The organism is Pseudomonas sp. LBUM1669 (genome assembly GCF_059695705.1).
The window spans coordinates 4,050,734-4,075,532 of sequence record NZ_CP166784.1 but is presented as its reverse complement, the minus strand read 5'-3'; the positions used below and the strand labels follow the sequence as shown (position 1 = coordinate 4,075,532).

General features: G+C 59.8%; 23 protein-coding genes. All 23 read right to left on the bottom strand.

Going from position 1 to position 24,799, the window contains the following annotated elements:
• Positions 1–22: 22 nt before the first annotated feature.
• Positions 23–337: a helix-turn-helix domain-containing protein gene (locus ACA051_RS19050; protein ID WP_497303902.1), complete on the bottom strand. Its 315-nt coding sequence runs from the start codon at positions 335–337 to the stop codon at positions 23–25.
• The gene (locus ACA051_RS19045) at positions 327–677 is read right to left on the bottom strand and encodes a toxin (RefSeq protein ID WP_497371412.1); all 351 of its coding nucleotides are present in this window, start codon (positions 675–677) and stop codon (positions 327–329) included. Before ACA051_RS19045 ends, ACA051_RS19050 begins: the two co-directional genes overlap by 11 nt.
• 288 nt (positions 678–965) lie before the next feature.
• On the bottom strand, positions 966–2,429 hold the full coding sequence (gene nuoN, locus ACA051_RS19040) for an NADH-quinone oxidoreductase subunit NuoN (RefSeq protein WP_497303900.1): 1,464 nt from the start codon (positions 2,427–2,429) through the stop codon (positions 966–968).
• 7 nt (positions 2,430–2,436) lie between these two features.
• On the bottom strand, positions 2,437–3,969 hold the full coding sequence (nuoM, locus tag ACA051_RS19035) for an NADH-quinone oxidoreductase subunit M (RefSeq protein WP_497371410.1): 1,533 nt from the start codon (positions 3,967–3,969) through the stop codon (positions 2,437–2,439).
• Positions 3,970–4,008: 39 nt separating this feature from the next.
• Entirely contained in the window at positions 4,009–5,862 is a 1,854-nt protein-coding gene (nuoL, locus tag ACA051_RS19030) for an NADH-quinone oxidoreductase subunit L (RefSeq protein ID WP_497303897.1), read from the bottom strand.
• Positions 5,859–6,167, bottom strand: coding sequence for an NADH-quinone oxidoreductase subunit NuoK (gene nuoK / locus ACA051_RS19025; RefSeq protein ID WP_010458852.1), 309 nt, complete (start codon positions 6,165–6,167; stop codon positions 5,859–5,861). The genes nuoL and nuoK overlap by 4 nt, the downstream gene beginning before the upstream one ends.
• A gap of 2 nt (positions 6,168–6,169) precedes the next feature.
• On the bottom strand, positions 6,170–6,673 hold the full coding sequence (gene nuoJ, locus ACA051_RS19020; protein ID WP_123508913.1) for an NADH-quinone oxidoreductase subunit J: 504 nt from the start codon (positions 6,671–6,673) through the stop codon (positions 6,170–6,172).
• A gap of 9 nt (positions 6,674–6,682) precedes the next feature.
• Positions 6,683–7,228 (bottom strand): NADH-quinone oxidoreductase subunit NuoI, encoded by a 546-nt coding sequence (gene nuoI / locus ACA051_RS19015; RefSeq protein ID WP_177331423.1) that lies wholly within the window; start codon positions 7,226–7,228, stop codon positions 6,683–6,685.
• Between the two features lie 12 nt (positions 7,229–7,240).
• On the bottom strand, positions 7,241–8,248 hold the full coding sequence (gene nuoH, locus ACA051_RS19010) for an NADH-quinone oxidoreductase subunit NuoH (RefSeq protein WP_028623953.1): 1,008 nt from the start codon (positions 8,246–8,248) through the stop codon (positions 7,241–7,243).
• The gene (gene nuoG / locus ACA051_RS19005) at positions 8,245–10,959 is read right to left on the bottom strand and encodes an NADH-quinone oxidoreductase subunit NuoG (RefSeq protein ID WP_497303894.1); all 2,715 of its coding nucleotides are present in this window, start codon (positions 10,957–10,959) and stop codon (positions 8,245–8,247) included. The genes nuoH and nuoG overlap by 4 nt, the downstream gene beginning before the upstream one ends.
• Positions 10,960–11,096: 137 nt before the next feature.
• Positions 11,097–12,452, bottom strand: a complete 1,356-nt coding sequence (nuoF, locus tag ACA051_RS19000) for an NADH-quinone oxidoreductase subunit NuoF (RefSeq protein ID WP_392890271.1) — start codon at positions 12,450–12,452, stop codon at positions 11,097–11,099.
• Positions 12,449–12,946 (bottom strand): NADH-quinone oxidoreductase subunit NuoE, encoded by a 498-nt coding sequence (gene nuoE, locus ACA051_RS18995; protein WP_007946422.1) that lies wholly within the window; start codon positions 12,944–12,946, stop codon positions 12,449–12,451. Before nuoE ends, nuoF begins: the two co-directional genes overlap by 4 nt.
• A gap of 2 nt (positions 12,947–12,948) precedes the next feature.
• Complete coding sequence (gene nuoC, locus ACA051_RS18990; protein WP_010458865.1) at positions 12,949–14,733, bottom strand: NADH-quinone oxidoreductase subunit C/D; 1,785 nt, start codon at positions 14,731–14,733, stop codon at positions 12,949–12,951.
• Between the two features lie 72 nt (positions 14,734–14,805).
• The gene (locus ACA051_RS18985; RefSeq protein WP_010458867.1) at positions 14,806–15,480 is read right to left on the bottom strand and encodes a NuoB/complex I 20 kDa subunit family protein; all 675 of its coding nucleotides are present in this window, start codon (positions 15,478–15,480) and stop codon (positions 14,806–14,808) included.
• A gap of 10 nt (positions 15,481–15,490) precedes the next feature.
• Entirely contained in the window at positions 15,491–15,904 is a 414-nt protein-coding gene (locus ACA051_RS18980; RefSeq protein ID WP_003223812.1) for an NADH-quinone oxidoreductase subunit A, read from the bottom strand.
• Between the two features lie 629 nt (positions 15,905–16,533).
• Positions 16,534–17,859 carry an isocitrate lyase gene (aceA, locus tag ACA051_RS18975; RefSeq protein WP_033057066.1) on the bottom strand — a complete coding sequence of 442 codons (1,326 nt, stop codon included), beginning with the start codon at positions 17,857–17,859 and terminating at the stop codon, positions 16,534–16,536.
• 474 nt (positions 17,860–18,333) lie between these two features.
• Entirely contained in the window at positions 18,334–19,095 is a 762-nt protein-coding gene (locus tag ACA051_RS18970) for a secretin N-terminal domain-containing protein (RefSeq protein WP_497371408.1), read from the bottom strand.
• Between the two features lie 216 nt (positions 19,096–19,311).
• Complete coding sequence (locus ACA051_RS18965) at positions 19,312–19,737, bottom strand: GNAT family N-acetyltransferase (RefSeq protein ID WP_253429201.1); 426 nt, start codon at positions 19,735–19,737, stop codon at positions 19,312–19,314.
• Complete coding sequence (locus ACA051_RS18960) at positions 19,730–20,899, bottom strand: ribosomal protein uL16 3-hydroxylase (RefSeq protein WP_497303889.1); 1,170 nt, start codon at positions 20,897–20,899, stop codon at positions 19,730–19,732. Before ACA051_RS18960 ends, ACA051_RS18965 begins: the two co-directional genes overlap by 8 nt.
• Before the next feature lie 87 nt (positions 20,900–20,986).
• On the bottom strand, positions 20,987–22,357 hold the full coding sequence (purB, locus tag ACA051_RS18955; protein ID WP_497303888.1) for an adenylosuccinate lyase: 1,371 nt from the start codon (positions 22,355–22,357) through the stop codon (positions 20,987–20,989).
• 126 nt (positions 22,358–22,483) lie between these two features.
• Positions 22,484–23,107: a high frequency lysogenization protein HflD gene (hflD, locus tag ACA051_RS18950; RefSeq protein WP_497294729.1), complete on the bottom strand. Its 624-nt coding sequence runs from the start codon at positions 23,105–23,107 to the stop codon at positions 22,484–22,486.
• Complete coding sequence (mnmA, locus tag ACA051_RS18945; RefSeq protein ID WP_497371406.1) at positions 23,104–24,228, bottom strand: tRNA 2-thiouridine(34) synthase MnmA; 1,125 nt, start codon at positions 24,226–24,228, stop codon at positions 23,104–23,106. The genes hflD and mnmA overlap by 4 nt, the downstream gene beginning before the upstream one ends.
• Before the next feature lie 59 nt (positions 24,229–24,287).
• Positions 24,288–24,734, bottom strand: a complete 447-nt coding sequence (locus ACA051_RS18940) for an NUDIX hydrolase (protein WP_497371404.1) — start codon at positions 24,732–24,734, stop codon at positions 24,288–24,290.
• Between the last annotated feature and the right edge of the window lie 65 nt (positions 24,735–24,799).

Below are 24,799 nucleotides of genomic sequence, written 5' to 3'. Positions count from 1 at the left end.
GTGGAGTAACAGCCCTAAGCATTCAGGTCAGGGCTGCGAGCTGATCGATCGTCTGCGGAAAGCGTTCAACCAGACGGATCAGTGTCGTGGCTTGGGCATTAGGTGTTGCCCGTCCCTGTTCCCAGTTCTCGAGGGTTCGAGTGTTGGTGCGAAGATACATGGCGAACACAGACCGGGAGAGATTGAGCTGTTGGCGGATGGCTACCACTTCCTCTGCAGTGATGGGCACCAGTTTTGGCAACTGAACCTTGTGGGTTCGTAAAGTGATTTTGCCTTGGCGCTCATCCGCCAGGGCCTCGAGGCCATCCATCAGTTCGGAAAAAATGTCACGTTTCATAGTGGGATCTCGTGTTGATTTCTCTTTCTAGCGCTTGCCTGAAAATTTTTTTCTGGGAGGGCGACAGGTCGTCTTGCTCGTTTTTGTCATACACGGTGAACAGCCAGAATTGATCGAAGCCTGACCACCAGTAGTAAATCACCCGTAATCCGCTGCGCTTGCCCTTGCCTCGGCGTTGGTCGCAGAAGCGGATTTTGCGCAGCCCACCGGTGCCCTCAATGAGATCGCCCGCTTCCGGATTCCTCAACAACTCCAGCTGAAAGCTGCGAAACAGATCGTCATCCAGGAAATTGTCTCGATGTTTCTGAAACATACGTAATTCGATAAAAAGAGCATCCATGTTCTGTACGTTACCTACGTATAGTGTTGTCTCGATAATCGAATCGGTCAAGGCATCAAAGCCATCCTTTTCGTTCCCGTTTTCAACGGTAGACCCCGGTTGTAAAAACACCTGTAGGACAAGTCGACCCGTGCGGTGAGAGCATTCGATAAAAGAGAGGGGATACCTGGCAGTGGGACTGACCTGGGAGGCGGTGCATAAATCGATGCTTGAAAATCACGATCCCATAAACGCAAAAACGGCACCCGAAGGTGCCGTTTTTGTTTAAAGCCAGATATCGCCGAGCGATCAGCCCGCCAGACCTGCCTGCTGAACCAGAGTCAGCAGCGGTTGTGGGTAGACGCCGAGGAAGAATGCCACCAGCGCGATGGCCAGCAGCATCACGCCGCCTGCCTTTTGTTCCCAGTGCAACTGCGCATCGTGGCGACGCAGGTTCGGCTCGATCAGGTACAGGGTGACCATCACGCGCAGGTAGTAGAAGACGCCGATGGCGCTGCCCAGTACCAGGGAACCGACCAGCCACCATTGGTGCGATTCGACACCGGTAGCGATGATGTAGAACTTGCCGATGAAGCCCGCAGTCAGCGGAATACCGGCCAGGGACAGCATCATCACGGTCAGTACGGCGGTCAGGTACGGACGGCGCCAGAACAGGCCGCGGTATTCGTACAGGGCGTCGGCGTCACGGCCTTTGTACGGCGAGGACATCAGTGTGATCACGCCGAACGCGCCGAGGCTGGTGATGACGTAGGTGACCAGGTACACGCCAATAGCTTCAACGGCCAGACCCTTGCTCGCCACCAGGGCGATCAGCAGGTAACCGAAGTGCGCGATGGACGAGTAACCCAGCAGACGCTTGAGGTTGCTCTGGGTCAGCGCCAGCAGGTTACCGAACAGGATCGACGCGATGGCGATGATGGTCAGCACGTCACTCAGGACTCCGCTGCTTGCCGCTGGCGAGATCTGGAACAGACGCACCATCACGGCAAACACGGCGACTTTCGAAGCCGTAGCAAGGAACGCAGCGACCGGCGCTGGAGCCCCTTCGTAAACGTCTGGGGTCCACAAGTGGAACGGTACCAGCGACAGCTTGAACGCCAGACCGATTAGCATCATGCCCAGGCCCAGTTGCGCCAGCGAGCTTGGCAGGCCGGTGGCCGCGAGGGCCTGGCCGATACCGACGAAGCTCAGGCTGCCGGAGTCGGCGTACAGCAGGGCCATACCGAACAACAGAAACGCGGAACCGGCGGCCGACAGCACCATGTACTTGATGCCGGCTTCCAGCGAACGCTTGTTGAAGAAGGCGTAAGCCACCAGGCCGTAGACCGGCACCGACAACAGTTCCAGACCGATGAACAACCCGGCCAGGTGTTGCGCGCTGACCAGAACCAGGCCACCGGCGGCGGCCATCAGGATCAGCAGATACAGTTCTTCGCGGTTGCCCGGGTAACCCGTGCCGCCATCGCCGAGGTAGGCGTGGGCGAGGGTTACACAAGCGAGAGTGGCGACCAGGATCAGCGCCATGTACAGGCAAGCGAAGCTATCGATTTGCAGCAGTGGGGTCACGGCCAGAGGCGCGACTTTCAAGGCTGGCAGGATCGACAGCAACGCCAGGTTCAAACCCGCCACGGAAATCAGGAAGGTCTGTGAGTGGTTGCGGCGCCAGGCAATCGCCAGCATCACCACGATGATCGTGGCGCTGGTGATCAACAACGGCGCAAGCGCGATAAAGTGTTGAGTCGTGAATTCCATAGCGCTCTTACCGGGCCGAAGCGAGTTGAGTGAAGGCGGTACCGAGCCACTGCTGCACGCCATGCATCGTCGCGGCAGAAGTGTCGAGGAACGGTTGCGGGTAGACGCCGAGGTAAATCAGCAGTACCGCCAGACCGACCACCATGATCAGTTCGCGAGCATCCATGCCGTGTAACACCGCGTCCGACTTGGACGGGCCGAAGTAGGCACGGTGGATCATGATCAGCGAGTAGACCGAACCGAACACCAGGCCGGATGTAGCAATCGCGGTGATCCATGGTGCTGCGGCGAAGGTGCCGAGCAGGATTAGGAACTCACCGACGAAGTTACCGGTGCCCGGCAAGCCCAGAGACGCGGCGGCGAAGAACAGGCTGATGGCTGGCAGGTAAGCGATCTTCGACCACAAGCCGCCCATCTGACGCATGTCACGGGTGTGTGTGCGTTCGTACAACTGACCACTCAGGATAAAGAGTGCAGCGGCCGACACACCGTGCGCCAGCATCTGCATCACCGCGCCCTGCAGCGCCAGTTGGCTGCCGGAGTAGATGCCGATCAACACGAAGCCCATGTGGGAAACGGAGGAGTAGGCGATCAGACGCTTGATGTCGGTTTGCGCGAAGGCCAGGAACGCACCGTAGAAGATCCCGATCAGACCCAGGGTCATGGCGATCGGCGCAAACTCGGCCGAGGCATTCGGGAACAGCGGCAGGGCGAAGCGCAGCAGACCGTAAGCCGCCGTCTTCAACAGGATACCGGCCAGGTCGACCGAACCCGCTGTTGGCGCCTGGGCGTGAGCGTCAGGCAACCAGGAGTGGAACGGTACGACAGGCAGCTTCACCGCGAAGGCGATGAAGAAGCCAAGCATCAGGATGTACTCGGTCGTGAGCGACATCTTGGTTTTCAGCAGGTCGGCGTAGTTGAACGTGATCACGCCGGTGCTGTTGAAGTTGACCAGCACCAGACCCAGGATCGCCACCAGCATGATCAGGCCGGACGCCTGAGTGAAGATGAAGAACTTGGTCGCCGCGTAGATCCGGGTCTTCTTGCCGTCCGAAGAACTGTGACCCCAGAGCGCGATGAGGAAGTACATCGGCACCAGCATCATTTCCCAGAAGAAGAAGAACATGAACAGGTCGAGGGCGAGGAACACGCCGACGACACCGCCCAGGATCCACATCAGGTTCAAGTGGAAGAAGCCAACGTGACGCTGGATCTCTTTCCACGAGCAGAGTACCGAGAGGATACCCAGCAGACCGGTCAGCAGGATCATCAGCAGCGACAGGCCATCGAGGGCCAGGTGCACGCTGATGCCGAAGCGCTCGATCCAGATGTGCTTGAACTCAAGCGCCCAGGTCGGATCGGCGCCAGGCGCCGGAGCAAATGAATAATTACCGTGGGCCCACAGCCAGAGGCCGAGCGCGAGTTCCAGGGTCATGGTCAACAGCGCAATCCAGCGGGGGAGGGTAGCGCCGAAGCGCTCACCCATCCAGCACAGCAGGCCGCCGATGAAGGGGATCAGGATTAGCCAAGGCAGAATCATGACGGGCTCAATTCCTTTCGCAAGTTCGCAAGGTTCATATCAGACCGCTACCAGCACGATGGCGCCGATGACCAGCACGGAGCCGGCTGCCATCGATGCCGCGTACCAACGCAGTTGACCGGTTTCGGTACGGCTCAGGGCGGTATGACCGCCTTTGGCCATACGCGGGATCAGACCGATGGTCTGGTCGAGCGGGTCTCTGCGCAGTGCGTGGCTGATCGCAAGGTATGGCTTGACGAACAGTTTGTCGTAGATCCAGTCGAAGCCCCAGGCAGCGAACCACCAGGCCGAAAGGAAGCGGCCGATGCCGCTGTTGGCGATTGCAGTGACGAAACGACGCTTGCCGAGGAACAGCATCGCGGCCAGCAGGATACCGGCCAGGGCGATGGCGCCCGAAGCGATTTCCAGACTGTGCTTGGCTTCGCCGCCGGCATGACCAACGCTTTGCGGCAGCACGCCGTGCAGCGGAGGAACGATCATTGCGCCGACGAAGGTCGACAGTACGATCAGCACCGACAGTGGCAGCCAGTGAGCGATGCCGTGACCGGCGTGGGCTTCGGTCTTCGCTTCACCGTGGAACGCGATGAAGATCAGGCGGAAGGTGTACAGCGACGTCATGAACGCACCGACCAGGCCGGCGTAAAGCAGACCGTGGTTGCCGCTGGCAAACGCTTCCCAGAGGATTTCGTCCTTGGAGTAGAAGCCTGCGGTCACCAATGGCAGGGCCGACAGAGCCGCGCCGCCGACGATGAAGCTGGCGTAGGCCAGCGGCAGTTTCTTCCACAGGCCGCCCATCTTGAAGATGTTCTGCTCGTGGTGGCAGGCAACGATCACCGCACCGGAGGCAAGGAACAGCAGCGCCTTGAAGAAGGCGTGGGTCATCAGGTGGAAGATCGCGCCATCCCATGCGCCAACGCCCAGCGCCAGGAACATGTAGCCGATCTGGCTCATGGTCGAATAGGCGAGGATACGTTTGATGTCGGTCTGCACCAGTGCGGCAAAACCTGCCAGCACCAGGGTCACGCCGCCGACGATGCCAACGAGGTGCAGGATGTCCGGCGCCAACGCAAACAGGCCGTGGGTACGGGCAATCAGGTAGACACCGGCGGTCACCATGGTCGCGGCGTGGATCAGTGCCGAAACCGGGGTAGGACCGGCCATCGCGTCCGCCAGCCAGGTTTGCAGTGGCAGTTGCGCGGATTTACCGACAGCGCCGCCCAGCAGCATCAGGGTCGCCAGGACGATCCAGAAGTCGCCGACCTGGAATTTCTGCGGTGCCAGCACCAGCAGTTCCTGGATGTTCAGCGTGCCCAGCTGTTGGAACAGGATGAACAGGCCGATGGCCATGAACACGTCGCCGATGCGGGTGACGATAAAGGCTTTGAGTGCCGCGTTACCGTTGTTGCGGTTGCTGTAGTAGAAACCGATCAACAGGTACGAGCACAGGCCCACGCCTTCCCAGCCGAAGTACAGGAACAACAGGTTATCGCCCAGGATCAGGAACAGCATGCTGGCGATAAACAGGTTGGTGTAGGCGAAGAAGCGCGAGTAACCGTCTTCACCGCGCATGTACCAGGACGCGAACAGGTGGATCAGGAAGCCGACGCCGACGACAACACCGAGCATGGTCACGGACAGACCATCCAGGTACAGCGCGAAGTTCGGCGTAAAGCCTTCAACGGCCATCCACTGCCACAACACCTGGGTGTAGTGGCCGCCTTCAGGCGGGGCGACGTTGAATTGCCAGATCACGTAGGCCGTGACGATGGCAGACAAGCCGATGGAACCGACGCCAATCAGCGCCGACAGGTTTTCCGAAAAGCGGCCGCGTGAGAACGACAGCAGCAGGAAACCTATGAGAGGGAATACGAAAGTCAGATAGAGAAGATTCATCCGCGCATCTCGCTGGCAGCGTCGATATCGAGAGTGTGGAAGCGGCGATACAGCTGCAACAGAATCGCCAGGCCAATACTGGCCTCGGCGGCTGCCAGGCTGATCACCAGGATGAACATGATCTGTCCATCCGGCTGACCCCAGCGGCTACCGGCGACGATGAAGGCCAAAGCGGAGGCATTCATCATGATCTCCAGGCTCATCAGCACGAAAAGAATGTTGCGCCGGACCATCAGGCCGACCAGACCGAGGCAGAACAAGATGCCGGCGACCGCCAGACCATGCTCCAAAGGGATAGCAGGCATCGTCATTGCTCCTTGGCTTCGTTGCGGCCCAAGTGGAACGCCGTGACGGCTGCGGCAAGCAGCAGCATCGAGGCGAGTTCGACCACCAGCAGGTACGGGCCGAACAGGCTGATGCCCACGGCCTTGGCGTCTACGGTGGTGTGGCCGATGGCCTGACCGCTGGAGTGGCTGAACAGCACGTACAGCAGTTCAGCCAGCAGCAAGGCGCCGAGAACGACCGGGCCGAGCCAGATGCCGGGCTTGAGCCAGACGCGCTCTTGCTGAACCGAGGCCGGGCCCAGGTTGAGCATCATCACCACGAACACGAACAGCACCATGATGGCGCCAGCGTAGGCGATCACTTCCAGCACACCGGCAAACGGTGCGCCGAGGGCGAAAAACGTCATCGCCACGGCAATCAGCGAAATGATCAGGTAGAGCAGGGCGTGCACAGGGTTGGTGTTGGTGATCACGCGAAGCGTGGACACCACCGCGATACCCGATGCGAAATAGAAAGCGAATTCCATCTTTCTTCCTTAAGGCAGCAAGCTCTTCACGTTGATCGGTTCGGCTTCATTCTGCGCGGCGCCTTTGGGCTTACCGGCAATCGCCATACCTGCAACACGATAGAAGTTGTAATCAGGGTTTTTGCCGGGGCCGGAGATCAGCAGATCTTCTTTCTCGTACACCAGGTCCTGACGTTTGAACTCGGCCATCTCGAAATCCGGTGTCAGCTGGATCGCGGTGGTCGGGCAGGCTTCCTCGCAGAGGCCGCAAAAGATGCAGCGCGAGAAGTTGATGCGGAAGAAGTCCGGGTACCAGCGACCGTCTTCGGTTTCGGCTTTCTGCAGCGAGATGCAACCGACCGGGCACGCCACGGCGCACAGGTTGCAGGCTACACAACGCTCTTCGCCATCAGGGTCGCGGGTCAGGACGATACGGCCACGGTAGCGCGGCGGCAGGTACACGGCTTCTTCCGGGTACTGCAGCGTGTCGCGCTTGCGGAAGGCATGGCCGAAGATCATCACCAGGCTGCGAAGCTGGGTGAAGAAGCCATGCACGATGTCAAATATGTACTTCATGATTCTCTATCCTCACTGAGCCGCGACGGCGGGCGTGTTGAGCAACACGATCGCAGCGGTCACCAGCATGTTGACGAGGGTCAGCGGCAGGCAGAACTTCCAGCTGAAATCCATCACTTGGTCATACCGTGGGCGCGGAATCGAGGCGCGCAGCAGGATGAAGATCATGATGAAGAACGCGGTTTTCAGCGCGAACCAGATGAACGGGATCTGCGGCAGAATGCCGAACGGACCGTGCCAGCCACCGAAGAACAGGGTCACCAGCAGCGCCGAAATCAACACGATGCCAATGTACTCACCGACGAAGAACATGCCCCATTTCATGCCGGCGTATTCAATGTGGTAACCGTCGGCCAGTTCCTGTTCTGCTTCCGGCTGGTCGAACGGGTGACGGTGAGTCACGGCGACGCCAGCGATGAAGAAGGTCAGGAAACCGAAGATCTGCGGGATGATGAACCACAGGTTCTGCGCTTGATATTCAACGATGTCGCGCATGTTGAACGAGCCGACCTGGATCACGATGCCCATCAGCGACAGGCCCATGAACACTTCGTACGACACGGTTTGTGCCGAGGCCCGCAAGCTGCCCAGCAGGGCAAACTTGTTGTTGCTCGACCAGCCGGCGAACAGCACCGCGTAGACCGACAGACCGGCCATGGCGAAGAAGAACAGGATGCCGATGTTGATGTCCGCGACGCCCCAGGTCGGGGTGATCGGGATGATCGCGAAGGCAATCAGCAGCGCGCTCATGGCGACTACGGGTGCCAGGGTGAAGATCATCTTGTCGGCGAACGGCGGCGTCCAGTCTTCCTTGAAGAACATCTTGATCATGTCGGCCGCAATCTGGAACGCGCCGAACGGGCCGACGCGGTTCGGACCGTAACGGTCCTGCCAGAGGGCGAGCAAACGACGCTCGACCCAGCTCAGCAGCGCGCCGCACACCACCACGGCGAGCAGAATCACGATGGCCTTGAGGACCGCGATGATCACGTCAATCACTTCAGGCGTGAACCAGGTCATTGAGCTGCCTCCTGCAGTCCGTCAACGGTTTTGCCAAAGATTGCCGCTGGAATGCCGGCGATACCCGCAGGCAATGCCACCAGACCTGCGCCAAGCTCTTCGTTGATGCGCAGCGGCAGACGCAGGGTCTGGCCGTCTACGTTCACGCTGAGCAGGGCACCGTCGTTGACACCCAGACGATCAGCTTCGGATTTGGCCAAAGCGATGTAGGCGGCCGGGATGCGTTCTTGAACCGGTGCGGCTTTGGAAGAGGTCTCTTCGCTGCCGAGCAGGTGGAAGAACGGCACGACCTGCCAGGTGCCCGGAGCCGGGTTGAACGCGCGCGGAACACTGGCGAACCAGTTCAGCGAATCACCGGTGCTTTCGATCAGGCGGGTGCCCGGGTCGCCAGCACGGATGTGACCACCGACTTCGTCCTGGAACTTGTTCCAGGCTTGCGGCGAGTTCCAGCCCGGCGACCAGGCGAATGGTACTTGCTGACGCGGTTCGACCGAGCCCGAGTAGCCTTCCATCGAGAAGTTGAACGCGGTGTCGTTGTCTTGCGGGGTACGCGGTTCGTGCACGCTGATGTCAGCGCGCATGGCGGTACGACCGGAGTAACGCAGCGGTTCGCGTGCCAGCTTCATGCCCTTGATGCGGAACGCGGCGGACGGTGCAGCGTCAACGATGCGCGCCAGTTGCGGCGTGCTCGAAGCGACGGCAGCGGTGACGTGGTCCAGTTGGGTCCAGTCGATCGGCTGGTTCAGCAGGGTCGCGCGCAGGGCATGCAGCCAGCGCCAGCCTTCGTGAACCAGGATGCTCGCGTCCATGTATTTCGGATCGAACACCTGGAAGAAGCGCTGGGCGCGGCCTTCCTGGCTGACCAACGTACCGTCGCCTTCGGCGAAGCTGGCAGCCGGCAGAACCAGGTGCGCGCGATCGCTGGTAGCGGTCTTCTGATGGTCCGCCACGATCACCACTTTCGCGGCGTTCAGGGCAGCATCGACACGGGCTTTGTCGGTGCGGGTGTACAGATCGTTTTCCAGCACGACGATAGCGTCGGCCTTACCGTCGATCACCGCTTGCAGCGCGTCGTCGACCGAGTTGCCGCCGAGCATGGCCAGGCCGAGGCTGTTGGCCTCTGGCACGATCAGGCTGATGGAACCGTTCTTCTCGCGCAGCTTCAAGGCTTTGGCGATGTTGGCGGCGGCTTCGATCAGCGCCTTGGAACCCAACGAGGTGCCGGCAATGATCAGCGGGCGCTTGGCCGCGAGCAGGGCGTCGGCGATGCGTTTGGCCAGTTCGAGGGCTTCAGCATCCAGGCCTTCAACCGCAGGAGCGCTGGCGTCGAGGGCGTGAGCCACGGCGAAACCGATGCGCGCCAGGTCGTCTGGGGCGGCGTGAACGCATTCTTCAGCGATGTCGTCGAGCTTGGTTTCAGCCAGGCTTGCGATGAACAGCGGGTTCAGCGCGTGCTGACCGATGTTCTTCACCGCAGCGTCGAGCCACGGCTGAACGCGCATGGCATCGGCCATGTCTTCAGCCTTGCCTTTGACCGATTGACGCAGGGACAGCGCCATACGGGCAGCGGTCTGGGTCAGGTCTTCGCCGAGGACGAAGATCGCATCGTGGTCTTCGATGTCGCGCATGTTCGGGATCGGCAGCGGGCTGTCTTTCAACACCTGCATGACCAGACGAATACGTTCCAGCTCGGCGGCTTCAATACCGGAGTAGAAGTGCTCGGCGCCGACCAGTTCACGCAACGCGTGGTTGCTTTCGAGGCTGGCACGGGGCGAGCCGATACCGACGATGTTGCGACCGCGCAGCAGGTCAGCGGCTTTATCCAGCGCTTCGTCGAGGCTCAGCTTGGCGCCGTTGGCCAGCAATGGCTGACGCGGGCGGTCTTCGCGGTTGACGTAGCCATAGCCGAAACGGCCACGGTCGCACAGGAAGTACTGGTTGACCGAACCGTTGAAGCGGTTTTCGATACGACGCAGTTCACCGTAGCGTTCGCCCGGGGAGATGTTGCAACCGCTGGAGCAGCCATGGCAGATGCTCGGCGAGAACTGCATGTCCCACTTGCGGTTGTAGCGTTCGGAGTGAGTCTTGTCGGTGAATACACCGGTCGGGCAGACCTCGGTAAGGTTGCCGGAAAACTCGCTTTCGAGGGTGCCGTCTTCAACGCGACCGAAGTACACGTTGTCGTGGGCGCCGAATACACCGAGGTCGGTGCCGCCGGCGTAATCCTTATAGAAGCGCACGCAGCGGTAGCAAGCGATGCAGCGGTTCATTTCATGGGAAATGAACGGACCCAGTTGCTGGTTCTGGTGGGTACGCTTGGTGAAACGATAACGGCGCTCATTGTGGCCGGTCATCACGGTCATGTCTTGCAGGTGGCAGTGACCGCCTTCTTCACAGACCGGGCAGTCGTGAGGGTGGTTGGTCATCAGCCATTCGACGACGCTGGCGCGGAATACTTTCGCCTCTTCGTCTTCGATGGAGATCCAGCTGCCGTCGGTGGCCGGGGTCATGCAGGACATGACGATCCGACCACGGGTGTCGTTGGCGTCGGTGTACTGCTTGACCGCGCACTGGCGGCAAGCGCCAACGCTGCCTAGGGCTGGGTGCCAGCAGAAATAAGGGATATCGAGGCCTAGCGACAGACATGCCTGTAACAGGTTGTCTGCCCCATCGACTTCGAGCTCTTTGCCGTCTACGTGGATAGTGGCCATGGTTCAAAGTTCTTCGTTGGCCCGGTGTCAGCGGGCGTGGCTAATGGAATCTTGTTATTCGCGTGAATCAACACAGCCGTTTACGGCGTCATCACACGACAAAGCGAAGGGCACGGACCCTTCGCCTTTTTAAGCGTTTACGCGCCGACTACGATCGGCCTTGCCAGAGGCGGGACGGCGGCGCTGGTAGGCGCGATGCCGGCTTCGAACTCATGGCGGAAGTATTTGATTGCGCTGCCCAATGGCTCCACGGCGCCCGGTGCGTGAGCACAGAAGGTCTTGCCAGGGCCGAGGAAACCGACCAGACCCAGCAGGGTCTCGATATCGCCGGCTTGCCCTTCACCGTTCTCGATCGCACGCAGCAGCTTGACGCTCCAAGGCAGACCGTCACGGCACGGGGTGCAGAAACCACACGACTCGCGGGAGAAAAACTCTTCCATGTTGCGCAGCAAGGAAACCATGTTGACGCTGTCATCCACCGCCATGGCCAGGCCGGTACCCATCCGGGTGCCCACTTTGGCGATGCCGCCGGCGTACATTTGTGCGTCCAGGTGTTCCGGCAACAGGAAGCCGGTACCGGCGCCGCCTGGCTGCCAGGCCTTGAGCTTGAAGCCATCGCGCATGCCGCCGGCGTAGTCTTCGAACAACTCGCGACCGGTAACGCCGAACGGCAATTCCCACAGGCCCGGGTTCTTGACCTTGCCGGAGAAGCCCATGAGCTTGGTGCCCATGTCTTCACTGCCTTCGCGCGCCAACGATTTGTACCAGTCAACGCCGTCGGCAATGATCGCCGGCACGTTGCACAGGGTTTCAACGTTGTTCACGCAAGTCGGCTTGCCCCACACGCCAACGGCGGCAGGGAAGGGCGGCTTGGAGCGCGGATTGGCGCGGCGGCCTTCGAGGGAGTTGATCAGTGCGGTTTCTTCACCGCAGATGTAACGCCCGGCGCCGGTGTGGACGAACAGCTCGAAGTCGAAGCCGCTGCCCAGGATGTTCTTGCCCAGCAGGCCCGCTGCCTTGGCTTCTTCCACGGCACGGTTGAGGTGCTTGGCGGCGGTGGTGTATTCGCCACGCAGGAAGATGTAGCCACGGTAGGTTTTCAGCGCGCGAGCACTGATCAGCATGCCTTCGATCAGCAGATGGGGCAGTTGCTCCATCAGCATGCGGTCTTTCCAGGTGTTCGGTTCCATCTCGTCCGCGTTGCACAGCAGGTAACGGATGTTGATGGATTCGTCTTTGGGCATCAGGCCCCACTTCACGCCTGTGGGGAAGCCAGCACCGCCGCGACCTTTAAGGCCGGCGTCTTTCACGGTCTGGACGATGTCGTCCTGAGCCATGTCGGCGAAGGCTTTGCGCGCAGCCGCGTAGCCGTTCTTGGCCTGGTATTCGTCGAGCCAGACAGCTTCGCCGTCGTCGCGCAGACGCCAGGTCAGCGGGTGAGTCTCGGCCGAACGCTTGATGCGGTTGGCAGGACCGAAGGAAGTCAGGGTCATACGTAGCCCTCGAGCAATTTGGCAACGCCGGCAGGCTGCACATCACCGAAAGTGTCGTCGTCGATCATCAACGCCGGCGCCTTGTCGCAGTTGCCGAGGCAGCAGACCGGCAGCAGGGTGAAACGACCGTCGGCGGTGGTCTGACCCAGGCCGATGCCCAGATTGCTCTGGATTTCGCTGACTACCGATTCATGGCCGCCGATGTAGCAAACCATGCTGTCGCAGACGCGAATGATGTGACGACCGACAGGTTGGCGGAAGATCTGGCTATAGAACGTCGCCACGCCTTCAACGTCGCTGGCCGGGATGCCGAGGATCTCGCCGATGGCGTAGAGCGCGCCATCAGGCACCCAGCCACGTTCCTTCTGGACGATCTTCAAGGCTTCGATCGACGCCGCGCGCGGGTCTTCGTAGTGATGCAGCTCGTGCTCGATGGCCGAGCGCTCGGTTTCACTCAAGGTGAAACGGTCTGTCTGGATAAGCGTGCTGTTCATGCTTAGCGGTCCACGTCGGCCATAACGAAATCGATACTACCCAGGTACGCGATCAAGTCCGCGACCATGCTGCCTTTGATCACCGAAGGGATCTGCTGCAGGTGCGGGAAGCTTGGGGTGCGAATCCGGGTGCGGTAGCTCATGGTGCCGCCATCGCTCGTCAGGTAATAACTGTTGATGCCCTTGGTCGCTTCAATCATCTGGAAGGATTCGTTGGCCGGCATGACCGGGCCCCACGAAACTTGCAGGAAGTGCGTGATCAGGGTCTCGATGTGCTGCAGCGTGCGTTCTTTCGGCGGCGGTGTGGTCAGCGGGTGATCCGCCTTGTACGGGCCTTCCGGCATGTTGCGCATGCACTGCTCGATGATCTTGATGCTCTGGCGCATTTCTTCGACGCGCACGATGCAACGATCGTAGGCATCGCCATTGACGGCCAGCGGCACTTCGAATTCGAAGTTCTCGTAACCGGAGTACGGGCGCGCTTTACGCAGGTCGAAGTCGCAACCGGTCGAACGCAGGCCTGCACCGGTGACGCCCCATTCGAAGGCTTCTTTGGTGTTGTAGGCGGCGACGCCGATGGTCCGACCCTTGAGGATGCTGTTGTCCAGTGCGGCTTTCTGGTATTCGTCCAGACGCTTTGGCATCCACTCGACGAAGTCTTTCACCAGTTTTTCCCAGCCGCGCGGCAGGTCGTGCGCGACGCCGCCGATGCGGTACCAGGCCGGGTGCAGACGGAAACCGGTAATGGCTTCGATCACCGTGTACGCCTTCTGACGGTCGGTGAAGGTGAAGAACACCGGGGTCATGGCGCCGACGTCCTGGATATAAGTCCCCAGGAACAGCAGGTGGCTGGTGATCCGGAAGAACTCGGCCATCATGATGCGGATGACGTCGACCTTCTCGGGCACCTTGATGCCGGCCAGCTTCTCGACCGAGAGCACGTAGGGCAGGTTGTTCATCACGCCGCCGAGGTAGTCGATACGGTCGGTGTACGGAATGAAGCTGTGCCAGGACTGACGCTCGGCCATCTTCTCGGCACCACGGTGGTGGTAGCCAACGTCCGGCACGCAATCGACGATCTCTTCACCGTCCAGCTGCAGGATGATGCGGAACGCACCGTGCGCAGAAGGGTGGTTAGGACCGAGGTTGAGGAACATGTAGTCCTCGTTCGCACCGGAACGCTTCATGCCCCAGTCTTCAGGCTTGAAGCGCGCGGCTTCTTCCTCGAGCTGTTGCTTGGCCAGGGTCAGGCTGAACGGGTCGAACTCGGTGGCGCGGGCCGGGAAGTCCTTGCGCAGCGGGTGACCTTCCCAGGTCGGCGGCATCATGATGCGGGTCAGGTGCGGGTGACCGGCAAAGTTGATGCCGTACATGTCCCACACTTCACGCTCGTACCAGTTGGCGTTCGGCCAGATACCGGTCACGGTCGGCACGCTAAGGTCGCTCTCGGACAAGGCGACCTTGATCATGACGTCACTATTACGTTCGATCGACATCAAGTGATAGAACACAGTGAAGTCAGCGCCGCTTGGTAGCCCTTGACGCTTGGTGCGCAGACGCTCGTCCACGCCGTGCAGGTCATAGAGCATGACGTATGGCTTGGGCAGGTTGCGCAGGAAGGTCAGGACTTCGACGAGTTTGGCACGGGCAACCCAAAGCACCGGCATGCCGGTGCGGGTAGGCTGGGCGGTGAACGCCTCGGGGCCAAAACGGTTATTCAGTTCGACGACCACATCCTGGTCGTCTGCCTTATAAGGCGGGATGTACAGAGCACTGCCTGTAGTCATGGTTATTTATCGCTTTCGGTCAACGTAAAGAATGAAGCCAGTTTCTCGTTCTATAAAAGAAGCAGATCTGGATCAGACTTCGTCGGGGCTGCGCAGGTTGGTGACTGCGATTCGCTGTTCGCGGCGCTGTTCCTTTTGCGAAGGCATCTCGGCGCGGTACACGCCTTGATCACCGACGACCCAGGAAAGCGGACGACGCTCCTGTCCAATCGACTCTTGCAAGAGCATCAAGCCTTGCAGAAAAGCTTCAGGGCGGGGCGGGCAGCCAGGCACGTAGACGTCCACGGGCAGGAACTTGTCCACCCCTTGAACGACAGAGTAGATGTCGTACATGCCACCGGAGTTGGCGCACGAACCCATGGAGATAACCCATTTAGGTTCGAGCATTTGCTCGTAGAGACGCTGAATGATCGGCGCCATCTTGATGAAGCAGGTACCGGCGATAACCATGAAATCCGCCTGGCGCGGCGATGCCCGGATAACCTCGGCGCCAAAGCGCGCGATGTCGTGGGGCGCCGTGAAGGCGGTGGTCATTTCCACGTAGCAGCACGAAAGACCGAAGTTATACGGCCACAGGGAGTTCTTGCGCCCCCAGTTGACTGTGCCGTTAAGCACGTCTTCGAGCTTGCCCATGAAGATGTTTTTGTGGACTTGATCTTCTAACGGATCGGAAACGGTTTCCCGTTCGCCAATCGGATACTGCTCGTTAGGAGCATCGGGGTCGATCCTGGTGAGATTGTATTGCATTGCCAAAGCCTCATTGTTTCAGCTTCGCCTGCCGCTTGCGACGAGCTTCCGGAGCCCAGTCAAGGGCGCCCACTCGGAACAGGTAGACAAGACCTGCCAACAGAATTGCTATGAAAACGAGAGCTTCGACGAATCCGGTCCAGCCGCTTTCGCGGACGGACACAGACCAGGCAAAGAGAAAGAGGGCTTCGATATCGAAGATCACGAAGAGCATCGCGACCAGATAGAATTTGGCTGAGAGCCGCAAGCGGGCGCCACCTGTAGGTAGCATGCCGGATTCGAACGGTTCGTTTTTACTGCGGCCCCAGGCTTTTGACCCGAGGAGGCTGGAAACGCCGAGCATGAAGGCGCAAAGGCCGACGACGCCCAGAAGGAAAATGGCAAAGCCCCAGTTGTGGGCCATGAGTCCTGTCGCTTCGGGCATGCTGGTAATCCTTAACAGAGAGCAAAGGTCTCTGAGCTTGAAAAGAAACAAAGCAGTGACGATATGTCGCAGCAATCAATCGCGGTGATTTTATGGCACAACACCGTGCAAGTAAAATTCCTATAGCGAAATTATTTATAGGAATAAGGACATAGCGCACCTCCAAAGCCCCGCAGCCCATGCATTGCGGGCATTAGCCGGGTTTTCATCAATATTGTTTTGTCGGTGATGTAACGAACAAAGTTTCGGCTAAATGATAATCAATATTGTTTGGCTTGGTTTTTAAACTGTTTAACAGGTAGGTGAGTGGGAAGTTGTCTTATATAGCTTTTACTGCAAGTAGCGGCGATGCACGTTTTACCCCGGTTTTTTGCTCGCGGTACCGCTCTGGATCAATGTTTTTGAGTGCGCAGCCCGCCCCGTAGGAGCGAGGCTTGCCCGCGAAGAACGATGGCGCGGTAGGCCTGCGATACCGAGGCGTATTCTTCGCGGGCAAGCCTGGCTCCTACGGGTGAGGATGAAATCCTTGGCAAAAAAAAACGCCCCGAACCAGTCGGGGCGTCAGATGTGCGGCGTTGCGGTTAGCTTTCTATCTGGTCCGCAACGGCCGTTAGCTCAGGCGAAGCAGATCAGTGGAACTGTTCTTCTTCAGTCGAACCGGTCAGCGCGGTCACCGAAGACGAGCCACCTTGAATCACGGTGGTCATGTCGTCGAAGTAGCCGGTGCCCACTTCCTGCTGGTGAGCCACGAAGGTGTAACCCTTGGAAGCGTCAGCGAACTCTTGCTCTTGCAGCTTCACGTAGGCAGTCATGTCGTTGCGGGCGTAGTCATGCGCCAGGTTGAACATGCTGTGCCACATGTTGTGAATGCCGGCCAGGGTGATGAACTGGTGCTTGTAACCCATGGCGGACAGTTCGCGCTGGAACTTGGCGATGGTCGCGTCGTCCAGGTTTTTCTTCCAGTTGAAGGAAGGCGAGCAGTTGTACGACAGCAGTTGGTCCGGGTATTCCTTTTTGATCGCTTCAGCGAAGCGACGAGCCTCGTCCAGATCCGGCTTGGCGGTTTCGCACCAGATCAGGTCGGCATACGGAGCGTAAGCCAGGCCGCGAGCGATCGCCTGGTCCAGGCCGGCGCGCACTTTGTAGAAACCTTCCTGGGTGCGTTCGCCAGTTACGAACGGCTGGTCGTATGGGTCGCAATCGGAAGTCAGCAGGTCAGCCGCGTTAGCGTCGGTACGAGCCAAAATGATGGTCGGTGTGCCGGCAACGTCAGCTGCCAGGCGGGCAGCGGTCAGCTTCTGTACCGCTTCCTGGGTAGGAACCAGTACCTTGCCGCCCATGTGGCCGCATTTTTTCACGGAAGCCAGTTGGTCTTCGAAGTGAACGCCGGCGGCGCCTGCTTCGATCATGCTCTTCATCAGCTCGTAAGCGTTCAGAACGCCGCCAAAACCGGCTTCAGCGTCAGCCACGATCGGGGCGAAGTAGTCGATGTAACCTTCGTCGCCCGGGCCTTTGCCGGCTTTCCACTGGATCTGGTCAGCCCGACGGAACGAGTTGTTGATGCGCTTGACCACGGTTGGAACCGAATCCACCGGGTACAGCGACTGGTCCGGGTACATCGATTCGGCGGAGTTGTTGTCCGCAGCAACCTGCCAGCCCGACAGGTAGATCGCCTGGATACCGGCTTTGACTTGTTGTACAGCCTGGCCGCCGGTCAGGGCGCCCATGCAGTTGACGAAATCTTTATCAGGACGGAAGGATGGCTTGGCGCCCTGGGTCACCAGGTTCCACAGCTTCTCGGCGCCGAGTTTTGCAAAGGTGTGCTCAGGTTGAACCGAACCACGCAGGCGGACGACGTCAGCAGCGGAGTAAGCGCGTGTCACGCCTTTCCAGCGTGGGTTTTCAGCCCAATCTTTTTCGAGGGCTGCAATTTGCTGTTCGCGTGTCAGTGCCATGGGGATAAACCTCGTCGCGTCTTTATGAAAAGTCGTTCTTGGGTGAAAAATTCATGCGCTCGCTGACCAGAAGCTTGGGTGGTCAAGTCGGATTCGGCGGGGATGGCGACGGGATGAACGATGGGCTCGAGGGGAAGTGAGCAGGTAAGGGCGAACTGGCGAGCGCATTCGGGCGTCGTGGGCCTTGGTACGAACTTCAGTGTGGAGCCGGGTTACCTAATTACGCTTCCGTCCCTCGGGACAACTTCGTTCCAGTCGGCAACCTCGTCAAACACACCTTGTGGGCGGTACAGACACGAAGCGGCTCGCGGGGTATATGCGAGCGGCGCCTCGAAGGCCCTTGCCAGGGCCCCTGATTAGCGGGAGCGAGGCCATCATGCCCTTGCTTTTTTCGATCGTCAAACGTTTTGTAGTGCTTTTTTTCAAGCACTACATCTTTGGTCTAATACGACTAATCAGTCAGTTTTCGGTGGTTTAGTCCAAAGTATCGACTTTCACCCGCAGGGTCATGTCATCCCGGCCTTGAGTCGAGTAGCTGCGGGTCAGGCCCTGTTTGTCGGCTTGAGTCTGGCGGTTCACGCCGGCCAGGGTGATCCACTCGCCCAGGCGTCCCGTGACAGTTGTGTCGGTACTTTGCACATTCACTACATCGGGGCGTTCCTGGCTCAAACGGTCACGGTTTGTGGTGATCGCCAGGTGAACGATGTCGCCGGTGACGCTGGCGGTGACGTAGAAGCCCTGGGTGACGTTGCGGTACTCGGTCTGGCTGCGCAGATCACCGTAGGAATCAGTCTGAGTGCTGGTGAGCGGTACGCTCTGGCCGACCTGAATCAGCGCCGGTGTACCTTCACTGGCTTGAATCTGCTGGATGCCGCCATCGCGGGTGTCGGTGCTGCGATTGATGATGCGTGTCTGGCTCGGCTTGGCGCCGTTGACCGAGTAACCCTGGTCGCCCTGGAAGTTGTTTTCGTTGGTGTCGACGGTGATCAGCAGGCGCTTGGCGGCAACGTCGAGTTGTGCAACAAGAGCCTTAAGTTCGTCGATCTTGCGCTGTTCGGCATTGACGATCAGCTGGTTGCCGTAGGCGCTTACCTGGCCGTCCTTGCCAATGAAATCTTGCGCCATGGGGAGCATATCGGCACTGGTGCGGTAGTTCAGGGGCACGATCTCGGTGGCTGCCATGGCTGAAAAACTGCACGTCAGCAGCAGCGTGGTGAGCAGGGTGCGTAGGGACATATCCGTTATCTCCGACATCTTGAAGTGTTGATATTGCCAGTTTGTCGGCCCGGCGTGGGGCAAGTTGAATCGTAGACAGCAAAACGCCCCGGCATCCGGGGATGGCGGGGCGTTTTGTGTGTTCTTTAGGCCGCCTCCGCGGGCAAGCCTCGCAACAACAGGTTCAGCATAAATCCTGTAGGAGCGAGGCTTGCCCGCGAAGGGTGCGACTCGGTCTCAAGCCGAGTGCCGCACCATGTCCACATGCGGAATCCCGGCTTCCAGGAATTCCTCACTGACCAGGCTAAAGCCCAGGCGCTCATAGAACGCCGTGGCCTGGACCTGTGCGCTCAGCATCTGCTGCTTCAGCCCGCACTTCTCGGCTTCACCGATCACTGCTTGCATCAGCGCATCACCTACTTTCAAGCCTCGCCAGTCTTTCAGCACCGAGACCCGGCCAACATGCCCATCGGGCAGCAGGCGGGCGGTGCCAATCGGAAAGTCGCCTTCGAAGGCCAGGAAATGCACCGCCGTTGCGTCATCGGCATCCCATTCCAGCTCAGGCGGAACGGATTGCTCGGCAATGAACACCGTCTCACGAATGCGCCGTATCTCGGCGTTATCCTTTTGCCAGTCTGCGACACGAACGTGGATTTTATTCATCAGCAAACCCCAGGCTGCCCTGCTTGACCAGCTCGCACAGCAGGCCGCGGCCGTCTTCGTCGCTCAGCCAGTCACCGAGGTTGTCGGTGTGCAGGGCGTCGGCGGCGCAGATCAATTTCAGCAGCTCCCGCAGTTTGCCCGGCAGGTAACGACTCTGGCCGCTGGCGAACAGCAGCAGGTCATCATCGACTTCAGACCAGGCCATGCGCGCGCTCGGGTTGCGGATCAGCACAGCGCCTTGTTCGAGGCTGGCGAGGAAGTCTTCTTCTTCGACTTCTTCCGGGCCGACCACCAGTTCCGGGTAGCGCGGCTCGGTCATGTACTGGCCGAACCAGGTCAGCAGCAGGCGCTCATCACTCATGTGCTCGGCCAGCAACGCTTTCAGGCGATCGAGGGCGTCGTGCTGAATCTGGTGTGGATCGACCGCCGGCACGGCGTCGGCATCGGTGTAGCGCTCTTCATCGGTCAGGAACTGGCTGAGGAAGTCGGTGAAGTGAGTCAGCACTTCAGAGGCGCTCGGGGCGCGGAAGCCGACCGAGTAGGTCATGCAGTCATCAACCGCAACGCCACAATGGGCCAGGCGCGGCGGCAGGTAGAGCATGTCGCCTGGTTCCAGAACCCACTCATCGGTGGCTTCGAAGTCGGCGAGGATGCGCAGGTCCGCGTGTGGCAGTAGCTTGCTCTCGGAGTCGCACATCTGGCCGATCTTCCAGTTGCGCTTGCCGTGACCTTGCAGCAGGAACACATCGTAGTTATCGAAGTGCGGACCGACGCTGCCACCCGGGGCGGCGAAGCTGATCATCACGTCGTCGACGCGCCAGCTCGGCAGGAAGCGGAATTGCTCCAGCAACTCGCCGACTTCCGGCACGAACTGGTCGACCGCTTGAACCAGCAGAGTCCACTCGGTTTCCGGCAACTTGCTGAACTCGTCTTCGGCGAACGGGCCGCGGCGCATTTCCCAAGGACGCTCGCCGTGCTCGATCACCAGGCGCGATTCAACTTCTTCTTCCAGCGCCAGGCCGGCCAGTTCGTCTGGATCGATCGGGCTTTCGAAATCAGGGATCGCCTGGCGGATCAGCAGAGGCTTTTTCTGCCAGTAGTCACGCAGGAATTCGCGCGCCGTGATGCCGCCCAGAAGTTGAAGAGGAATGTCAGGATTCATGTGTAACCTATTGAAAAAAAGCACTTTTCAGACGGGAATAAAAAACGCCCGGCGCTGCCGGGCGTCTCAAACGGGTAAAACGGTCGATCAGATGCGTTTGGCTTGCGCCACAGCGTTACCGATGTAGTTCGCCGGGGTGAGCAATTTCAGCTCGGCCTTGGCGGCGGCTGGCATGTCCAGGCCGTCGATGAAAGTTTGCAGTGCTTCAGGGCTGATGCCCTTGCCACGGGTCAACTCTTTCAGTTTTTCGTACGGGTTTTCGATGTTGTAGCGACGCATCACGGTCTGGATCGGCTCGGCCAATACTTCCCAGCACGCGTCCAGGTCAGCAGCGATCTTCTGAGCATTGAGCTCCAGTTTGCTGATGCCTTTGAGGCTGGCTTCGTACGCGATCACGCTGTGGGCGAAGCCGACACCGAGGTTGCGCAGGACGGTGGAGTCGGTCAGGTCGCGCTGCCAGCGGGAGATCGGCAGTTTGCTCGCCAGGTGCTGGAACAATGCGTTGGCGATGCCCAGGTTGCCTTCGGAGTTTTCGAAGTCGATCGGGTTGACCTTGTGCGGCATGGTCGACGAACCGATTTCGCCAGCGATGGTGCGCTGTTTGAAATAACCCAGGGAGATGTAGCCCCAGATGTCGCGGTCGAAGTCGATCAGGATGGTGTTGAAGCGCGCGATCGCGTCGAACAGCTCGGCGATGTAGTCGTGCGGTTCGATCTGCGTGGTGTACGGGTTGAAGCCCAGGCCCAGCTCGTCTTCGATGAAGGCGCGGGCGTTTTCTTCCCAGTCGATTTCCGGGTAGGCAGAGATGTGAGCGTTGTAGTTGCCGACAGCACCGTTGATCTTGCCCAGCAGCGGAACGGCTGCGACTTGAGCGATCTGACGCTCCAGACGGTAAACCACGTTCGCCAGTTCTTTGCCCAAGGTGGTCGGCGAGGCCGGTTGACCGTGAGTGCGCGACAGCATCGGCACGTCGGCGAAACGGATGGCCAGTTCGCGGATGGCGTCGCAGGTCTGGCGCATCAGCGGCAGCATCACGTCATCACGGCCTTCGCGCAGCATCAGGGCGTGGGACAGGTTGTTGATGTCCTCGCTGGTGCAGGCAAAGTGGATGAATTCGCTGACAGCGGCCAGTTCCGGCAGCTTGGCCGCTTGCTCTTTGAGCAGGTATTCGATGGCTTTGACGTCGTGGTTGGTGGTGCGCTCGATCTCTTTGACACGCTCGGCGTGCTCCAGAGCGAAGTTTTCCGCCAGGGTGTTCAGCACCGCGTTGGCTTCGGCGGAGAACGCCGGCACTTCGCTGATGCCTGGGTGAGCGGCCAGACGCTGGAGCCAGCGCACTTCAACCAGAACGCGAGCACGGATCAGGCCGTACTCGCTGAAAATTGGGCGCAGGGCCTGGGTTTTGCCGGCGTAGCGGCCGTCAACAGGGGAAACCGCAGTGAGCGAAGAAAGCTGCATGGGGTGTTCTCGGACAGTCGGGCAACGAAATGGGGCGCGTATCATACATGAAAAATTCCGCCGGTCCGCTGCCAACTGACCGGCGTATTACGCGTTACAGATCTAAAGCGGTGTTGCGGGCGCGGTTCAGCTGCTGCGCATCAGCGGGTAAAGCTCTTTGAGCAACTTGCGACGGCTGATCACCAATTGCCAGCGATGACCGCCCAACTGCCGCCACAGGCGCGCCGAACGAATCCCGGCCAGCAACAGGGCGCGGATTTTCGAGGCGTTGCTCGGTTGCTGCAGATTGCGCATGTCGCCGTGGACCTGAATCCGTTGGCGCAAGGTGCTCAGGGTGTCCTGGTACAACGCACCGCAGGCCGCAATCACGTTTTCGTGGGCCGGGCCGAAGTGTTCGACCTGGGATTGAATCTGCGGCAAACGCTTGCCGATTACATCGAGCATGTCGTTGCGCTTGGCCAGCTGACGCTCCAGTCCCAGCATGGCCAGGGCGTAGCGCAGCGGTTCGCGCTGCAGGGTGCTCGGGTCGCGTTCCAGGGCGCCGATCAATGCGCGGTAGCCTTCGCGCAAATTGAGGTCGTCGCCGCCGTACACTTCCAAGGTGTCCTTGGGGTCGCGGATCAGCAGGCTGCCGAGCATACAGGTCAGGCCGGCTTCGGTGGTCTGGCCGGTCTTGGCAATCTTGTCGACGAGGACGGCGGCGAGAAACACGCCGCCCAGCGCCGTCAGTTGCTCCTGAGTGGGGTTCATGCCTTGCTGCTCCATGGCTCTGCGACTTCAATCACGCCGCCGCCCAGGCAGATTTCACCGTCATAGAACACCACGGACTGGCCCGGGGTGACCGCGCGCTGCGGGTCATCGAAGGTTGCGCGATAACCGGTGGCGGTTTTTTCCAGCGTGCAGGGTTGATCGCTTTGGCGATAACGAACCTTGGCGGTCAACTTGCGCGGCTCGCTCAGATCGATCGGGTTGACCCAATAGATGTCCGAGGCGAGCAGGGCGCGGGAGAACAGGTACGGATGGTCATTGCCCTGGCCGACGATCAGCTCGTTGTGCTCCAGGTCCTTGATCAGCACGTACCACGGCTCGTCGCTGGCGTCTTTCAAGCCGCCGATGCCCAGGCCCTGACGCTGACCGATGGTGTGATACATCAAGCCGTGGTGACGGCCGATGACTTCACCTTCGGTGGTCTTGATCTCGCCCGGTTGGGCTGGCAGGTACTGCTTGAGGAAGTCGCTGAAGCGGCGTTCGCCGATAAAGCAGATCCCGGTGGAATCCTTTTTCTTCGCGGTGGCGAGTTCGTGTTTCTCGGCAATCGCGCGCACCTCGGGCTTTTCCAGTTCGCCGACCGGGAACAGGGTCTTGGCGATCTGTTCACCGCCGACGGCGTGCAGGAAGTAACTCTGGTCCTTGTTCGGGTCCAGGCCCTTGAGCAACTCGGTGCGGCCATCGATGTCGCGGCGGCGCACGTAGTGACCGGTGGCGATCAGGTCGGCGCCGAGCACCATGGCGTAGTCAAGGAACGCCTTGAACTTGATCTCGCGGTTGCAGAGGATGTCCGGGTTCGGCGTGCGACCGGCCTTGTATTCGGCCAGGAAGTGCTCGAACACGTTGTCCCAGTACTCGGCGGCGAAGTTGGCGGTGTGCAGCTTGATGCCAATCTTGTCGCACACGGCTTGAGCGTCCGCCAGGTCGTCCATGGCGGTGCAATACTCCGTTCCATCGTCTTCTTCCCAGTTCTTCATGAACAGGCCTTCCACCTCATAACCCTGCTCGATCAGCAGGAGAGCGGAAACGGAAGAGTCCACGCCGCCGGACATGCCGACAATAACGCGCTTCTTTTGTGTGTCAGACGGGGCTGGATCACGCATAGGGATTCAATGAGTGTCTTGAAAAAGGACGCGATTCTAACAGGCCGAAGCCCGCAAGGCTAAAGAGAAGGGCGGATCAGTTCGAGACCGAAGTGTTTACCGTCCAGATAATCATCGATACAGCGGATGATCAACTCACTGCGCCAGTTTGCGCGTTGTGCCAGCAATTCGTCACGCGTCAGCCATTTCGCGCCGACGATGCCGTCATCCAGCTGATAATCAGGGTGATGCTTGAGCGGTTTTGCGGTGAAGCAGACCCGTTGATAGGTCACGCCGTTGCTGGGGGCGGTGTAGAGGTAAATGCCCACCACGCCGGTAGGTTCGACGTCCCAGCCGGTTTCTTCCAGGGTTTCGCGCACGGCGGCTTCGATCAGGGTTTCGTCCGGGTCGAGGTGGCCGGCGGGCTGGTTGAGCACCGTTCGTCCGTGCTTGGTTTCTTCGACCATCAGGAAACGGTCGTTGTCTTCGACGATGGTCGCGACGGTAATGTGGGGTACCCAATCCATAAGACTTCCTTGAATTTTGAATAGTGAAGCACGGACCCTGTGGGAGCGGGCTTGCTCGCGAATGC

Bases quoted from the DNA above. Each gene is read 5' to 3' on its own strand.
- ACA051_RS19050 (WP_497303902.1), bottom strand. From the start codon at position 337: ATGAAACGTGACATTTTTTCCGAACTGATGGATGGCCTCGAGGCCCTG.
- ACA051_RS19045 (WP_497371412.1), bottom strand. From the start codon at position 677: ATGGATGCTCTTTTTATCGAATTACGTATGTTTCAGAAACATCGAGAC.
- nuoN (WP_497303900.1), bottom strand. From the start codon at position 2,429: ATGGAATTCACGACTCAACACTTTATCGCGCTTGCGCCGTTGTTGATC.
- nuoM (WP_497371410.1), bottom strand. From the start codon at position 3,969: ATGATTCTGCCTTGGCTAATCCTGATCCCCTTCATCGGCGGCCTGCTG.
- nuoL (WP_497303897.1), bottom strand. From the start codon at position 5,862: ATGAATCTTCTCTATCTGACTTTCGTATTCCCTCTCATAGGTTTCCTG.
- nuoK (WP_010458852.1), bottom strand. From the start codon at position 6,167: ATGCCTGCTATCCCTTTGGAGCATGGTCTGGCGGTCGCCGGCATCTTG.
- nuoJ (WP_123508913.1), bottom strand. From the start codon at position 6,673: ATGGAATTCGCTTTCTATTTCGCATCGGGTATCGCGGTGGTGTCCACG.
- nuoI (WP_177331423.1), bottom strand. From the start codon at position 7,228: ATGAAGTACATATTTGACATCGTGCATGGCTTCTTCACCCAGCTTCGC.
- nuoH (WP_028623953.1), bottom strand. From the start codon at position 8,248: ATGACCTGGTTCACGCCTGAAGTGATTGACGTGATCATCGCGGTCCTC.
- nuoG (WP_497303894.1), bottom strand. From the start codon at position 10,959: ATGGCCACTATCCACGTAGACGGCAAAGAGCTCGAAGTCGATGGGGCA.
- nuoF (WP_392890271.1), bottom strand. From the start codon at position 12,452: ATGACCCTGACTTCCTTCGGTCCTGCCAACCGCATCAAGCGTTCGGCC.
- nuoE (WP_007946422.1), bottom strand. From the start codon at position 12,946: ATGAACAGCACGCTTATCCAGACAGACCGTTTCACCTTGAGTGAAACC.
- nuoC (WP_010458865.1), bottom strand. From the start codon at position 14,733: ATGACTACAGGCAGTGCTCTGTACATCCCGCCTTATAAGGCAGACGAC.
- ACA051_RS18985 (WP_010458867.1), bottom strand. From the start codon at position 15,480: ATGCAATACAATCTCACCAGGATCGACCCCGATGCTCCTAACGAGCAG.
- ACA051_RS18980 (WP_003223812.1), bottom strand. From the start codon at position 15,904: ATGCCCGAAGCGACAGGACTCATGGCCCACAACTGGGGCTTTGCCATT.
- aceA (WP_033057066.1), bottom strand. From the start codon at position 17,859: ATGGCACTGACACGCGAACAGCAAATTGCAGCCCTCGAAAAAGATTGG.
- ACA051_RS18970 (WP_497371408.1), bottom strand. From the start codon at position 19,095: ATGTCCCTACGCACCCTGCTCACCACGCTGCTGCTGACGTGCAGTTTT.
- ACA051_RS18965 (WP_253429201.1), bottom strand. From the start codon at position 19,737: ATGAATAAAATCCACGTTCGTGTCGCAGACTGGCAAAAGGATAACGCC.
- ACA051_RS18960 (WP_497303889.1), bottom strand. From the start codon at position 20,899: ATGAATCCTGACATTCCTCTTCAACTTCTGGGCGGCATCACGGCGCGC.
- purB (WP_497303888.1), bottom strand. From the start codon at position 22,357: ATGCAGCTTTCTTCGCTCACTGCGGTTTCCCCTGTTGACGGCCGCTAC.
- hflD (WP_497294729.1), bottom strand. From the start codon at position 23,107: ATGAACCCCACTCAGGAGCAACTGACGGCGCTGGGCGGCGTGTTTCTC.
- mnmA (WP_497371406.1), bottom strand. From the start codon at position 24,228: ATGCGTGATCCAGCCCCGTCTGACACACAAAAGAAGCGCGTTATTGTC.
- ACA051_RS18940 (WP_497371404.1), bottom strand. From the start codon at position 24,734: ATGGATTGGGTACCCCACATTACCGTCGCGACCATCGTCGAAGACAAC.